This window comes from Oceanimonas aquatica (genome assembly GCF_030732065.1).
Lineage (GTDB): Bacteria > Pseudomonadota > Gammaproteobacteria > Enterobacterales > Aeromonadaceae > Oceanimonas.
In genome coordinates, this window is the sequence record NZ_JAVBHX010000001.1 from 369,483 (window position 1) to 383,764 (window position 14,282).

The window sequence follows — 14,282 nt, forward strand, 5'->3', positions numbered from 1 at the left end:
CAGTGAGCAACCAGGGGCAGATTACGCCGGAGGCGGCAGTATCGACCCCTGTCCCCGCGGGAGGAACAACCAATAAGCGTCAAATATCCTTTATTATCCGTTTGGCACCCCTCACAGTTTCCTGTTTCGCCTCGCTTTCCGCCTGAGCGCGAGTTGCCATTGTGCCGCCGATTTGATACTAAGGGTGTCCCCGCGGCTGAATGTTTTTGTTCGGCCTGCGTTTTTCGTTTAGATGCGAAGCATGGGTAATTGAGATATGCTAAGCAGGTTACAGCAGTCGGAGAACAGCTTTGATAAACGTATTCCTGGTTGATGACCATGAGTTAGTGCGCACAGGGATCCGACGCATACTGGAAGATGTCAAGGGAATGAAGGTGATGGGCGAAGCCAAGAGCGGCGAAGAGGCCGTTCAGTGGTGTCGTGAGCATCATCCTGATGTCATTCTGATGGACATGAACATGCCCGGCATCGGCGGGCTGGAAGCCACCCGCAAGATTTTGCGCTTCAATCCCGATGTGAAAATCATCGTGCTGACCATTCACACCGAAAACCCGTTCCCCACCAAGGTGATGCAAGCGGGCGCCGCCGGCTACCTGACCAAGGGCGCCGGGCCGGAAGAAATGATCAACGCCATTCGGCTGGTGCACAGCGGCCAGCGTTACCTGTCACCGGAAATTGCCCAGCGCATGGCCCTGAGCCAGTTTTCCAACGAGGAAAACCCGTTCAAGGAGCTGTCGGAGCGGGAACTGCAGATCATGCTTATGATCACCCGTGGCCAGCGCGTGACTGACATTTCCGAGCAGCTTAACCTCAGCCCCAAAACCGTGAACAGCTACCGTTACCGGTTGTTCAGCAAGCTCAACATCAACGGGGACGTGGAGCTGACCCACCTGGCCATTCGCTACGGCATGCTCGACGCGGAAAAAATCTGAAGCGCGTTCTCACGGAGCCCGCTTTAGTCAGCCCTTCATGAACCAGCCCTTTGATGCCAAGGCCTTTCTCAAGGTCGTGACCGATCAACCCGGTGTCTACATGATGTATGACGCCGGGGGTGAGGTGATCTATGTGGGCAAGGCCAAAAACCTCAAGAAACGACTGTCGTCCTATTTTCGCACCAATGTCAGTGGCGAGAAGACCCGGGCGCTGGTGCGCCAGATAAACGATGTGCAGGTGACGGTGACCCATACCGAAACCGAGGCCTTGATCCTTGAGCACAACCTGATCAAGCAACACCTGCCCAAATACAATGTGCTGCTGCGGGACGACAAGTCCTACCCCTATATTCTGATCTCCGATCATCCCCATCCGCGCATCAGCATACACAGGGGTGCCCGCAAGAAGCGGGGCGAATATTTCGGCCCTTACCCCAACGGCGCCGCCGTGCGTGAAAGCCTGCACCTGATGCAGAAGCTGTTTCCGGTGCGCCAGTGCGAAGACAGCGTGTATGCCAACCGCAGCCGGCCCTGTTTGCTTTATCAGCTCAAGCGCTGCGCCGGCCCCTGCGTAAAAGGCCTTATCAGCGACGAGGACTACAGCCACCAGGTGCAGCTGGCGAGGCTGTTTCTGCAGGGCAAAAACCAGCAGGTGCTGACTGCGCTTGCCGACAGCATGGAACAGGCCAGCCAGGATCTGCGCTTTGAAGACGCGGCCCGCTACCGGGACCAGTTGCTGGCCCTGCGCCGGGTGCAGGAGCAGCAGTTCGTGAGCGGCAACGTACTCGACGATCTCGACGTGATCGGCCTGGCGGTGGAGCGCAGCCAGGCCTGCGTGCAGGTGCTGTTTATTCGCCAGGGCAAGGTGCTGGGCGGACGCAGTTATTTTCCGCGCATGGCCCCGGATACCGATGCCGAGGAGATATTGCAGAGCTTTGTGTTGCAGTTTTACCTTTCCGGCATCAATGGCCGGGAAGCGCCCTCGGAAGTGCTGCTGGACCGCACCCTGCCCGATGAAAGCGTGCTCAGCGATACCCTCAGCCAGCACTACGGCCGCAAGGTACGGTTGCGCAGCGCCGTTCGCAGCGAGCGGGCCCGCTTTGTTAAGCTGGCCTGCACCAATGCCGAAACCGCCCTGGCCAGCCGGCTGGCCCACCGCAGCACTCAGCGACAGCGACTGGCGCAGCTGCAGGAGGTGCTGGGACTGTCCGACATCACCCGCATGGAATGTTTTGATATTTCCCACACTATGGGCGAGAAAACCGTGGCCTCCTGCGTGGTGTTCGACCAGGACGGCCCGCGCAAGAGCGATTACCGCCGTTTTAACATCAGCGGCATTACTCCCGGCGACGACTACGCCGCCATGGAGCAGGCGCTGACCCGGCGCTTTGACGGCGCCGATCCCGACAGCCTGCCGGACGTGCTGTTTATCGACGGCGGCCTGGGTCAGCTCAGCAAGGCCGAAGCGGTGGTGGGCGAAGCGCTGGCCGGCAGCCCGAAACAGCCGTTCCTGGTGGGGGTGGCCAAGGGCGTGACCCGCAAGCCGGGGCTGGAGACGCTGATCATGGGCACCAGCCACGAGGAGCGGCACCTGCCCGCCGATTTGCCGGCGCTGCACCTGATCCAGCATATTCGGGACGAATCCCACCGCTTTGCCATTACCGGCCACCGGGCCCAGCGGGGCAAGGCACGCACGACCAGCAGCCTGGAAACCATTCCCGGGGTGGGCGCCAAACGTCGCCAGGCCTTGCTAAAATATCTGGGTGGATTACAGGAAGTGAAGCGGGCGAGTGTGGACGAACTGTCCAAGGTGCCGGGTATCAGCCGGGCCCTGGCAGAAAAGATCCACGATGCGTTGCATCACTGAGTCTCATCATGCACCATGTACCGGCATCGTATTCTGGTTTAAACAACAATGATAAATGTCCCCAATTCCCTGACGTTCTTTCGCATTCTGCTGATCCCTGTCTTCATCGTGCTGTTTTACCTGCCGTTCGACTGGGCCTATTTCTGGGCAGCCGCCGTGTTTACCCTGGCGGCCGTGACCGACTGGCTCGACGGCTTTCTGGCCCGCCGGCTGGAGCAAAGCACTCCCTTTGGCGCCTTTCTCGATCCGGTGGCCGACAAGGTAATGGTGGCCGCCGCCCTGGTGCTGATTGTTGAAGACTACAGCAGCCCGCTGGTGACCATTCCGGCCATGTTCATGATTGGCCGCGAGATCATCATCTCCGCTCTGCGGGAGTGGATGGCGGAAATCGGCCAACGCTCGCGGGTGGCGGTAAGCTGGATTGGCAAGTGGAAAACCACCATTCAGATGCTGGCGCTGATCGGCCTTATCTGGCAGCAGAGCATCTACATGATCTGGGCCAGCTATGTGCTGCTGTATGCGGCCACCGGTTTGACCCTGTTCTCCGCCTACGACTACCTGAGAGCGGCCTGGGGTGACCTGACCCGCAGCGAATAACGCTCAAAAAACCGGGCTTGCGCATAAAAAATGTGCGAACGGACGTGAAACACCGATTAGCGGTTGACTGGGCGCCATTCGCCATTAAAATGCAAGCCATATCAACGACCTTTCTTTCGGCGCGTTAGCAAAGTGGTTATGCAGCGGATTGCAAATCCGTTTAGTCCGGTTCGATTCCGGAACGCGCCTCCATATTCCTTCTCGAATACGTCTACGCCCGGATGGTGAAATCGGTAGACACAAGGGATTTAAAATCCCTCGCTCGCAAGGGCGTGCGGGTTCAAGTCCCGCTCCGGGCACCATAGTTGTTATTTTTGCTCTTTCCCTGAATACAATCATTCAGCTCTTTGAACAGCCGTTGCAGCCGCTGGTACACCTGCTGGGTTTCCGTGCCCGAGGGGGGCAGGGGAGCGTAATCGTGGCCGTTTAACCCGAGTGGATCGTGGCGGGCCGATTCTATGCGGCGAAAGCCGTAGGTGGTGCCCGAAACCTTGGCCAGCAGGGTCAGCTCAAAGCGAATGCGGTCCTGTACCGGCAGCACGCCATACACCTGGGTGCGGTTATCTACCCGGCCTTCGGAATTGAGCATGTCACGGCCGCTGTAGCGAATAATCCCGGCGTCCTGCTCCTGCTCCTGCAGTAGTTTTTTGGTGCAGGCACCGGCGCTGGCCTCATCGAATGCGGTGGTGGCAAAAAAGGTGAGGGCGGCCAGGCGCGGCGGTGCATCCCGGGTAACGGTCACGCCGGGGCTGTTTTCGTTAATGGCGGGCGGGGTGTTCTTGCTGATAAGGGGAGAGACCTGGGCGCAGCCTGCCAGCAGCAGCACGGGCCACAACCGTAAAACCGGAAACATGGTGAACCTCCAAATGTTCTGTGATGAGGCGGGGCGCCTTTGTCCTGCTACTTAGTGTGGGCGGCGAACGGAGCCAGAACAAACCGAATGGTGTTATTTGCGTACCAGACGGTTACAAGCCTCCCCGCGCCGGGCTATCATTGAAACAGGATCTCTCTAATAGTTAACTGGTATTTATGCGCTTTCTGCCCAAATTTGTCGTGCCAACCCTGTTTTTAACGACTTTACTCATGCCAAACGTCGCGTTCAGCTACATTCACGGCTCGGTGGAGAACGTAGTTGCCGCTTATGGTTCGCTGGCAGAAATCCGTATGAAGCCCTACTTCATGCGCGCCGGGGTGGAATATCCTCCCAAAGACATAGTGCTGCTGGCCACCAAGGAAGAAAAGGCCCTGGAGCTGTGGGCCCGTAACGACGACGGCGACTTTCGCTTTATTCGCCAATATCCGGTGCGTAAGGCCAGTGGCGGCCCCGGACCCAAGCTGAGGGAAGGCGACAAACAGGTGCCCGAGGGCATCTACCGCATTACCCACCTGAATCCCGACAGCCGCTTTCATTTGTCGATGCGGCTGAATTATCCCAACTCCTACGATCTGATGCGCGCCGCCAAGGAAGGGCGAACCGATCCGGGTGGCGATATCTACATTCACGGCAAGGCCGAGTCGGTGGGGTGTCTGGCTATTGGCGACATTGCCATTGAAGAGCTGTTTGTGCTGGTCAGCAAGATTGGCGTGAACAACACCTCGGTCATTATTGCGCCCCACGATCCCCGCCGGGAGCCTCTCGACGGCTTTGCTGCCAACCTGCCGCGCTGGGCGGTGGAGCTGTATGCCGACATTTCCCGCGAGTTTGCCAAGTACCCCCGCAGCGAGGATATCTGAGCCCTTATGGCGCTCATGTCGTCCGGCGTCACAGGCTGCAAAAAAAGCCCTAACCCGGTACCGTCAGACGTTGTCGCAGCCCCCCTGAGTGTTGCTTAATAGGGGCATATAAGGGACTCAGGAGAAGGCATGTTCGCGTCAAAAACAAAAAGGCGGGTGGAAGAGCTGGAACAGCAGCTGGCGGCACAGGTAGCCGAGTATGAAACCCGTATTGCAGCCAGAGAAAGCGAGTTGCTCGGCTTGCGTGAAGAGCTCGCCCAGATAAGAACCGAACAGCGCAGCTGCCGGGGGCTCACTCAGGCGGTGCTGCGCGGCAGCGACATGCTGCAGGCCATTCGTGCCGGCATGGTCACCAACGCCGAGAGCCTGCTCACCGAGCGGGAAAAACTGGCGGAAATGGAAGGAGTGTTTGAGCAAACCTACCAGGCCACCGACGTGCTCAAGCAACGTTCATCGGTGATCAACGCCGAAGTCTCCCGCAGTGCCGACAGCGCCGCCGTGCTTACCGACACCGCTGGCCAGATCAGCAATTTTGTGTCGGTGATACAGGAAATTTCCGAGCAGACCAACCTGTTGGCGCTGAACGCCGCCATCGAGGCGGCCCGCGCCGGCGAGCAGGGCCGGGGTTTTGCGGTGGTGGCCGACGAGGTGCGCAACCTGGCGGGCAAGGCTCATGAGGCCAGCGGCAACATCAATAATCTGGTGCAACAGGTGCTGGAGCAAAGCCGGGCCATTCATGCCACCGTGAACGAGTCCGTGGTCAGCACCAATGAAATTGCCTCTTCCGCCCAGCAGATCGACGAAGTGACCCGGGAAGTGGTCACCCAGGCCGAGGCCATGCGCCAGGTGATCCAGCGCAATGCCGCCGTGGCCTTTCTGGAAGCGGTCAAGCTGGATCATGCGGTCTGGAAAAGCGACATCTACCAGCGCATTGAACAGCAGCAGTTTGAGCAGCCGGTCAGTACCCACACCGAATGCCGCCTGGGCAAGTGGTATTACGAGGGCCGGGGCGCGCGGCTTTACAGCCATCTTTCGTCCTACCGCAATCTGGAAGGCGGCCACAAGCGGGTGCACGAGCAGGGCGCCCTGGCACTGACGGCCTTTGCCGCCGGTGAGGTGGAAGAAGGCCTGGCCTGTCTGCAGGCCATGGAGGCCGCCAGCCTGGATGTGACCCGTCAGCTGGAAGCCCTGGGCGGCGAGGCTATCGACGCCGCCTGAGCCGGGCATAGAGGGTGGTGCGGCTGATGCCCAGTCGCCGCGCCGCCTCACTGACGTTGCCGTCGCACTCGTCCAGCACCTGTCGTATTTTCTGCTCTGTGGTTGTTTTCAGATCCGCTACCGGCGGTTGGGCGTCATTCCGAGCCGGCAGGTCCGGCAGATGATGGGCTTCAATCCGCGCGCCATCGGCAAGAATGCCGGCCACCTCCAGTACCTGCCTGAGCTGGCGAATATTGCCCGGCCAGGTGCGCGCGTGCAGGGTGTCGAGCAGACCACCGGCCAGGCAACAGTGCGAGCCGTGCAGCTGCTGCAGTAAGGTGTCCACCAGCTCTGCAAAGTCCTGGCGCTCATACTCGCGCAGGGGGGGCAGGGTCAGTTTGTAGCCGTTCAGGCGAAAATACAGATCTTCTCTGAAACCGCCATTGGCCACCATGGCGCTCAAATCGCGGTGGCTGGCGGCAATCACGCAAAAGTCCACCGGCTCGGGCTCGTGGGAGCCCAGGGGCACCACGGTTTTTTCCTGCAATACCCTGAGCAGCCGGGTCTGGGCCGCCAGCGGCAGCTCACCGATTTCATCCAGAAACAAAATGCCGCCGTGGGCGGCGCGCACATAGCCGGTGCGTCCGGCCTTGTGGCTGCCGGTAAAGGCACCGGGGGCATGACCAAAGAGCTCGGCTTCGAGCAGCTCGGCAGGCAGGGCGCCGCAGTTAACCGCAATCAGCGGCCCTTGTGCACGCTGGCTTTGCCGGTGCAGCCGGCGCACCGCGTGATCCTTGCCGGTGCCGGTTTCGCCCTGCAGCAGCAGGGGCACGCCGTGGTTCAGCAGCTTGAGGGCGGCGGCCTCGGGGGCCTTGTGCGTGTTTGAGCAAGGGCGGGCCGGTACCGGTTTTCGGCTCAGCAGGGCCATGCCGTCACCCCAGGGAGTGAGTTCGCCCTGGCGCAGCCGGCGTAACAGGGCGGCGGGATCCAGTGTTGGCAGCCACTGCCGGGCGCGGCGGTTGGCCCCCAGCAGCTGGCCGTCTTCGCGCAGGGCAATCAGCGCCGACCAGGGTTGTTGCAGGCCGGCGGCATCGCTCGCCAGGCTCAGCAGCCAGCAGGCATCCTGCTGCTCGCTGACCAGGGCGTTTTCCATGGTCAGCGCCATCAGCCGGGCGGTGAGCAGCATGTCGGTGCTGTGCGCGCCGGCCTCACTGGAAATGTCGATCACCCCCAGCAGCTCGCCGGTGGGTGAAAACACCGGACTGGCGCTGCAACTGATGGCACCGTTGGCATGTATGTAGTGCTGCTCGCCCAGCACCGAGACTTCTTGTTGCTCCGAGAGGGCGGTGCCAATGGCATTGGTGCCCATGGTCTGTTCGTGCCAGCGGGCGCCGGTGGCCAGCGCCAGACGGCGGGCCCGGTCGCCAAAGCGGGTGTCGCCGGCGCTCAGTAAAATGGTGCCGTCGGCATCGGCAAACAGCAGCCGGCAGTCGCGGCCCTGCTGCCACTGTTCAAACAGCGGCATGGCCTTTTGCAGCAGGCTCAGCAAATGGCGGTGGCGCTGCTGGCGCCGGCGCAGCTCGGCCGGGCTCAGGCAGCAGGGGTCGGCCTGGTGACTGCGTTGCAGGCCAAAGGTCCGGCTGCGTTGCCAGGAGCGGGTCAGCAGCTCACCGGGCTGCGGGGTTGGAGCAGGATATGTCATGGTCATGATCTTCGCCTGTGCGGAAACTGAACACTTGTACTGAACACCCGTACACTCGCGCTACAGCTCGCTGAACCGGGCCAGCGAACACTGTGCCCCAGTGTAGCCCGCAACGCCTTGCAGCATAAGGGGTTTAAGCCTGTTTGTTATGGAAATGTAAATCTGGCATCGGCCTTGCACTGTTCAGCACGTCACTGAACACAGAGCAAGGAGAGCAAGATGATTTATCAGCAACCCGGACAGGACGGTGCCGTTGTCAGCTTCAAGGCCCGTTATCAGAACTACATTGGCGGTGAATGGACGGCACCGGTCAAGGGCCGCTATATGGACAACACTTCGCCGGTCAACGGCGCCGTGTTCTGCGAAGTGCCCCGTTCCGATGCCGATGACGTCGATCTGGCCGTCAAGGCCGCCACGCAGGCCTTTGCCAGCTGGGGCTCCACGCCGCCGGCGGAGCGCGCCAACCTGATGCTGCGCATCGCCGACCGCATCGAGCAGAACAAGGAAATGCTGGCGGTGGCCGAAACCTGGGACAACGGCAAGGCGGTGCGGGAAACCCTGGCCGCCGACATTCCCCTGGTGGTGGATCACTTCCGTTATTTTGCCGGCGCCATTCGTGCGCAGGAAGGCAGCGCCGCCGAGCTGGATGCCGGTACCGCCGTATATCACTTCCGCGAGCCGGTGGGCGTGGTAGGGCAGATCATTCCCTGGAACTTCCCGCTGCTGATGGCGGCCTGGAAGCTGGCACCGGTGCTGGCCTCGGGCTGCTGCACCGTGCTCAAGCCCGCGGAGCAGACCCCGGCCTCCATTCTGGTGCTGATGGAACTCATCGGCGATCTGCTGCCGCCGGGCGTGATCAACGTGGTCAACGGCCTGGGGCCGGAAGCGGGCGAAGCCATACTTCGCCATCCCGGCATCGCCAAGCTGGCCTTTACCGGCTCCACCCCGGTGGGGCAGCACATTCTCAAGGCCGCCGCCGAGCGCTTGATCCCGTCCACCGTGGAGCTGGGCGGCAAGTCTCCCAATATCTTCTTTGAAGACGTGCTGCGCTTTGAACCCGAGTTCGTGGACAAGTGCATTGAAGGCATGCTGCTGACCTTCTTTAACCAGGGCGAGGTCTGCACCTGTCCGTCCCGGGCACTGGTGCAGGAAAGCATTTACGACGAGTTCATGGAGCGGGTGCTGGCCCGGGGCCGGGAGATCAAACAGGGCAACCCGCTCGACACCGAAACCCAGGTGGGTGCTCAGGCCTCGCGGGAGCAGTTTGACCGCATTCTCGGCTACCTGGAAATTGGCCGGTCCGAAGGCGCGCAAATGCTGCTGGGGGGCCAGGCCAATTCCATCAGCGGGCTGGAAAACGGCTTCTACATTCAGCCCACCATTTTCCAGGGGCGCAACAACATGCGGGTGTTCCAGGAAGAGATCTTTGGGCCGGCGGTGGGCGTGACCACCTTCAAGGACGAAGCCGAAGCCCTGGCGATTGCCAACGACACCGAGTTCGGCCTGGGCGCCGGGGTCTGGACCCGGGATGTGAACCGCGCCTACCGGGTGGCCCGGGGCATTCAGGCCGGCCGGGTATGGATGAACTGCTATCACGCCTATCCCGCCCACGCCGCCTTTGGTGGCTACAAGAAGTCGGGCATCGGCCGGGAAACCCACAAGATGATGCTGGACCACTACCAGCTCACCAAGTGCATGCTGGTCAGCTACAGCAGCAACCCCCTTGGGTTTTTCTGAGTAACTTTTTCTGAGCAACAGGGCGCCGCTTAGTGCGGCGCGCTTTTTCGATGAATAACAACGAATGAGGCCCATGCCTCAACTAGGGAGTAAACCCATGAGCACAGCGACATTCTTTATGCCTTCCGTCAACCTGATCGGCGACGGCGCCCTGGAGCAGGCGGTCAACCAGGTGAGTGAATCGGGTTTTCGTCATGCCCTGATCGTGACCGACAAGCCGCTGGTGGAGCTGGGTTACGCCGGCCAGCTGCAGCAGGCGCTGGCCGCCAAGGACATTCAGGCCAGCATCTTTGATGGCGTACAGGCCAACCCCACCACCGGCAACGTGGAAGCAGGCCTGGCCATTCTTCAGCAAAAGCAGTGCGACTTCGTCATTTCCCTCGGCGGTGGCTCGCCCCACGACTGCGCCAAGGCCATTGCCCTGGTGGCCAGCAACGGCGGTGACATTCGTGATTACGAAGGCGTCGACAAGTCCGCCAAGCCCCAGCTGCCGCTGGTGGCCATTAACACCACCGCCGGCACCGCCTCGGAGATCACCCGTTTCTGCATCATCACCGACGAAAACACTCACATCAAGATGGCCATCGTCGACAAGCACGTGACCCCTGTGCTGTCGGTGAACGACCCGTTTTTGATGAAAAACATGCCGGCCTCGCTCACCGCCGCCACCGGCATGGATGCGCTCACCCACGCGGTGGAAGCCTATGTGTCCACCGCCGCCAACCCCATTACCGACGCCTGCGCCATCAAGGCCATTACCCTGATCAGTCAAAACCTGGCCAAGGCCGTGGCCAACGGCGCCGACATGGAGGCGCGCAACAACATGGCCTATGCCCAGTTGCTGGCGGGCATGGCCTTTAACAACGCTTCCCTTGGCTATGTGCATGCCATGGCGCACCAGCTGGGCGGGTTTTACGACTTGCCTCACGGCGTGTGCAACGCCGTGCTGCTGCCCCACGTACAGCGCTTCAACAGCCGGGTGGCCGCCGCCCGCCTGACTGAGGTGGCCGCCGCCCTGGGTGAAGAGGTGCAGGGGCTTAGCCCTGCGCAGGGCGCGGACAGCTGCATTGTGGCCATTGAGCGGCTGGCCCGGGAAGTGGGTATTCCCGCCGGACTGAGCGAGCTCAAGGTCAAGGAAAGCGACTTTGCCGAGCTGGCCAGCAATGCCATGAAGGATGCCTGTGGCCTGACCAACCCGGTGCAGCCTACTCACGATGAAGTGGTGGGCATCTTTAAAGCCGCGTTCTGATATGGCTTTGTTTTAGCTGATCTTATGCCGGACCATGAGCCCGGCATTTTTTTGCTTCCGTCTTTCGTCTCACTTCAGACGTCCCACTTGAGCGGGTTGCAAAGTCGCCGCTGTCGGCCAGACTGAATAACAGCGTGAAAGAGTCACACAAGGAGCCCACTTATGGCGAATGAAGGTTATCACGAGCCCATTGACGAGCTTAGCGACGACACCCGGGACATGCACAGGGCCATCGTCTCGCTGATGGAAGAGCTGGAAGCGGTTGACTGGTATAACCAGCGTATGGATGCCTGCAAGGATCCCGAACTCAGGGCCATTCTCAAACACAACCGGGACGAAGAAAAAGAGCACGCCGCCATGGTGCTGGAATGGATTCGCCGCCGCGACCCCACCTTTGACAAGGAGCTCAAGGACTACCTGTTTACCGATGGCAAGCTTGGTAGCCACTGATATCCCCCCATTAAGGCCGTGGTCTTGAAACATCGTCATACCGGGCTTGGCCCGGTATATTTTTATGGCAGCCGGTGTGGCCCGCGCTCGGTGCTGAAACAGCAGCAGCTTTGCGCGTGCTGCTTGGCGCCGTGTTTGGCGGCGCTGGCCAGCAGGGCCACGTCGTCGTGGGAATGACAGCGGCCTGCATCCGGGTGCACCACGCCAATGGCGATGCCCAGCAGTGAATAGTGCTGCAGCTCGCCGTTGCGGGCGGGGGCCATCATGCCCTGGCGCAGCCGGTCTTCGGGCCGGTAAAAGCCGACGATTTCTTCGTCAAAGCGGCGTATCACCTCGTTGCACAGGCTTTGCCAGTCGCAGCGGGCGTCAAACACCGCGACAAAGTCGTCGCCCCCCACATGGCCCAGAAACTGGCCGGCGCCACCGATGATCTGCTGCATCAGCCCGGCCACCCACTGCAGCACCTTGTCGCCCTGGGCGTAACCGTACACATCGTTGTAGGGCTTAAAATGGTTGAGATCGAAATAGGCCACGTAAAAGTCGCGCCGCTGTTGCAGTGCTTCGTCAATTTCCCGGTAAATGGGCACATTGCCCGGTAACTGGGTAAGGGGATTGGCGTGGCGGGCATGCTGCAGCCGCTGCTCGGTCATGGTGCGCAGCAGGCCCCGCACCGAGCCCAGGCCGTGATAGTGGCCGTTGTGGGTAATGATGAAATGCTGGCGGGCGATCAGGTTGTCGTCGTCGGTGATCAGCTGGCTGGTGCTTTCCAGGGAGCTGTGCTTGTCCACGATCACCGGCTGGGTGTCCATGGCCCGGGTCAGGGGCTTGTTGGCGTAGAGGGCGCGGCCAAAGGGCGTGGAAAACAGCTCCATCACACGGGAGCGGTGCAGCATGCCCACCGGCATGCCCTGGCTCAGTACCGGAATGGAGTGCAGCCGGCCATCAGCCAGCAAGCGCTCAAAGGCGGTGTCCAGGCGGTCGTTCACGTCCATGGCCGGGGCGGAGCGGGCCAGGCTGGCCACCGTGTCCTGCTGGCGGCGGGAAGGCTGGCGTTCGCCGGTGGGCACAAAGGCCGGCACCGTGGTCAGTGGTTTGGCTTCGGGCCGGCCCAGCCAGTAGCCCTGGCAATACTGAACGCCCATCTCCTGCAACTGTTCCAGCTCGCCCCGGGTTTCAATGCCTTCGGCCACCACCGCCGAGTCCATGCTGCGGGCCAGGGCGGTAATGCTGCGCACGAACTCCCGTTTCACCGGATCCTGATCGAGATGCTGAATAAAGTGCCGGTCAATCTTGACGAAGTCGGGCTGAAGCTCCGACCACAGCTTGAGCCCGGAATAGCCGGCGCCGAGATCGTCGATGGCAATGCGAAAGCCCAGCTCCCGGTAGCGCTTGAGCGCGCGTTTCAGGCCGTCGGTGTCCTGCACCGCGTCCTGCTCCGACAGCTCAATCACGATGCGATCGGGGGCTATGCCCAGCTCTTCCGCCAGCCGGCGGGTGCAGCCTCTGGGGTGATGGCGGTCGAGCAGCACGTTGGGGTTCACGTTCACAAACAGGCTGCCCTGCATGTCGAGCTGGTGGTAGCGGTGCAATGCCGCCTGGCGGCAGGCCAGATCCAGCTCCGACAGCAGGCTCTGCCTCCTGGCCTCGCCAAACAGGGCCGACGGAAACTCCAGTCGGTGGCCGTGAGGGCCGCGGATCAGCGCCTCGTGGCCGAGAATGCGTCCGGCCCGAATATCGACGATGGGCTGAAACAGCGGGCGCAGCTGGCCCTCGGCAATAAGGTCGGTCAGATCGTCGCCGACGCAGGAAAGTGGAATCATCTGAAACTCAGTGGTAACGGCTAAATGCGGCCACTCTATGGCAAGGCCGTGAACCAAATATGACAGTCGCCCTATTCTTTTCCTTCAGCTGGTTGCAGCCGGCGCAGCGGCCACCGGCTGCGAAACAGCTGGGGGCTACTGCCTTCCCGGGAGAAATACAGGTGGCCGTCCGCCCCCAGGGCAATGGCCTCGAACTGGCCGGTTTCACTCAGCCGGTAGCGTTGCCCGGCCTCTTCCACCACCCGGTTGTTGCGCACTGGATAGCGCCAGGCAAAGGCCCGGCGGTCCAGCAGGCTGCGGCTGTAGCCAACCAGCAGCAGGGTCTGGCTGGCGGCGTCAAAGTCGGCGCCGGTCACCAGCATGCGGGTATTCAGCCGCTGCCACTCACTCAGTGGCTCGGAGGTGGCGACGGACGGCAGCCGGTAAATGGCGCTGCGCTGATCCAACCAGCGCTTGGTCAGTAGCCAGAGTTCGCCGTTCACCCAGGCCAGGGCTTCGGCGTCAAAGTTGTGCTGGTGCCGGGGCGGCCGAAAATTGCGCTGCTCCCGGTAACGTACCGGCAGCAGCATGGGCTCGGAGACGCCATCGTCATTGAGCCTCATGGCAACAATGCGCAGATCCTGGCGCCGGCCTCCGTTGTTGCCGGTGTCGGCCACAAACAGGGTATCGTCGTTGTGGGTAATGTCTTCCCAGTCCCGGTTGGGAGCGGGCACCGGCACGCGCCGTACCAGGGTACCGTTCTGGTTGAGCACAAACAGCTCGGCGGGCTTGCCGCTGTCATTGTGGCTGATAAAGCCGCCGGCCTGAGTGGCGAGCCCCGAGCTTTCCGACAATCCTGAGGGAAAGCTGCCCACCGGGGTCAATTGCAGGCGTTGATCGCCGGCCCCGGCGCAGGCGGTCAGCAGCAACAGGCAGAGGGCATAAAGCGGACGAGCCATGGGGTGAACTCCGAAAGGGGATATATGATCCAGTTATAGCGCTTTCATTAATAACCGGG

The 14,282-nt window shown here is 61.4% G+C and carries 12 protein-coding genes, 2 tRNA genes and 1 pseudogene; 11 read left to right on the top strand and 4 right to left on the bottom strand.

Annotation, left to right across the window (positions count from 1 at the left end; genetic code table 11):
- The first annotated feature begins 290 nt into the window (after window positions 1-290).
- The 5 genes from uvrY (at window position 291) to Q9290_RS01740 (ending at window position 3,698) form a co-directional block, all read left to right on the top strand.
- Window positions 291-932 carry a UvrY/SirA/GacA family response regulator transcription factor gene (uvrY, locus tag Q9290_RS01720; protein WP_306077903.1) on the top strand — a complete coding sequence of 214 codons (642 nt, stop codon included), beginning with the start codon at window positions 291-293 and terminating at the stop codon, window positions 930-932.
- A gap of 37 nt (window positions 933-969) precedes the next feature.
- A complete protein-coding gene (gene uvrC, locus Q9290_RS01725; RefSeq protein ID WP_306077904.1) occupies window positions 970-2,799 on the top strand; it encodes an excinuclease ABC subunit UvrC in 1,830 nt (609 codons plus the stop codon).
- Between the two features lie 48 nt (window positions 2,800-2,847).
- Complete coding sequence (pgsA, locus tag Q9290_RS01730; RefSeq protein WP_306077905.1) at window positions 2,848-3,396, top strand: CDP-diacylglycerol--glycerol-3-phosphate 3-phosphatidyltransferase; 549 nt, start codon at window positions 2,848-2,850, stop codon at window positions 3,394-3,396.
- Between the two features lie 118 nt (window positions 3,397-3,514).
- Window positions 3,515-3,588: transfer RNA gene (locus Q9290_RS01735), tRNA-Cys, on the top strand.
- Window positions 3,589-3,611: 23 nt separating this feature from the next.
- Window positions 3,612-3,698, top strand: a tRNA-Leu gene (locus Q9290_RS01740).
- On the opposite strand, the gene Q9290_RS01745 is transcribed toward Q9290_RS01740, so the two are convergent.
- Window positions 3,677-4,249 carry a hypothetical protein gene (locus Q9290_RS01745; RefSeq protein WP_306077906.1) on the bottom strand — a complete coding sequence of 191 codons (573 nt, stop codon included), beginning with the start codon at window positions 4,247-4,249 and terminating at the stop codon, window positions 3,677-3,679. The genes Q9290_RS01740 and Q9290_RS01745 overlap by 22 nt on opposite strands.
- A 230-nt stretch (window positions 4,250-4,479) precedes the next feature.
- Between Q9290_RS01745 and Q9290_RS01750 the strand changes: the two genes are divergently transcribed.
- From Q9290_RS01750 to Q9290_RS16470, 3 genes and pseudogenes are all read left to right on the top strand, one after another.
- Window positions 4,480-5,130, top strand: coding sequence for a L,D-transpeptidase family protein (locus Q9290_RS01750; protein WP_306077907.1), 651 nt, complete (start codon window positions 4,480-4,482; stop codon window positions 5,128-5,130).
- Between the two features lie 396 nt (window positions 5,131-5,526).
- Window positions 5,527-5,931, top strand: a pseudogene (locus Q9290_RS16465) (methyl-accepting chemotaxis protein); the annotation flags it as partial.
- Window positions 5,932-5,967: 36 nt separating this feature from the next.
- Window positions 5,968-6,348, top strand: coding sequence for a CZB domain-containing protein (locus Q9290_RS16470; protein ID WP_371930887.1), 381 nt, complete (start codon window positions 5,968-5,970; stop codon window positions 6,346-6,348).
- Here the strand turns inward: Q9290_RS16470 and Q9290_RS01760 are convergent.
- Window positions 6,332-8,035 carry a sigma-54-dependent Fis family transcriptional regulator gene (locus Q9290_RS01760; protein ID WP_306077909.1) on the bottom strand — a complete coding sequence of 568 codons (1,704 nt, stop codon included), beginning with the start codon at window positions 8,033-8,035 and terminating at the stop codon, window positions 6,332-6,334. The genes Q9290_RS16470 and Q9290_RS01760 overlap by 17 nt on opposite strands.
- 213 nt (window positions 8,036-8,248) lie before the next feature.
- On the opposite strand from Q9290_RS01760, the gene Q9290_RS01765 reads away from it, so the two are divergent.
- The 3 genes from Q9290_RS01765 to Q9290_RS01775 all read left to right on the top strand — a co-directional run bounded on the left by Q9290_RS01765 (window position 8,249) and on the right by Q9290_RS01775 (window position 11,465).
- Window positions 8,249-9,766, top strand: coding sequence for an aldehyde dehydrogenase family protein (locus tag Q9290_RS01765; protein ID WP_306077910.1), 1,518 nt, complete (start codon window positions 8,249-8,251; stop codon window positions 9,764-9,766).
- Window positions 9,767-9,863: 97 nt separating this feature from the next.
- Window positions 9,864-11,015 (top strand): L-threonine dehydrogenase, encoded by a 1,152-nt coding sequence (gene yiaY, locus Q9290_RS01770; protein ID WP_306077911.1) that lies wholly within the window; start codon window positions 9,864-9,866, stop codon window positions 11,013-11,015.
- A gap of 162 nt (window positions 11,016-11,177) precedes the next feature.
- Window positions 11,178-11,465, top strand: coding sequence for a ferritin-like domain-containing protein (locus Q9290_RS01775; protein WP_306077912.1), 288 nt, complete (start codon window positions 11,178-11,180; stop codon window positions 11,463-11,465).
- A 62-nt stretch (window positions 11,466-11,527) separates the two neighbouring features.
- On the opposite strand, the gene Q9290_RS01780 is transcribed toward Q9290_RS01775, so the two are convergent.
- Together Q9290_RS01780 and Q9290_RS01785 are read right to left on the bottom strand one after the other, a co-directional pair.
- Window positions 11,528-13,285 (bottom strand): GGDEF domain-containing protein, encoded by a 1,758-nt coding sequence (locus Q9290_RS01780; protein ID WP_306077913.1) that lies wholly within the window; start codon window positions 13,283-13,285, stop codon window positions 11,528-11,530.
- Between the two features lie 71 nt (window positions 13,286-13,356).
- On the bottom strand, window positions 13,357-14,223 hold the full coding sequence (locus tag Q9290_RS01785) for an SdiA-regulated/phytase-like domain-containing protein (protein ID WP_306077914.1): 867 nt from the start codon (window positions 14,221-14,223) through the stop codon (window positions 13,357-13,359).
- Window positions 14,224-14,282: the final 59 nt, after the last annotated feature.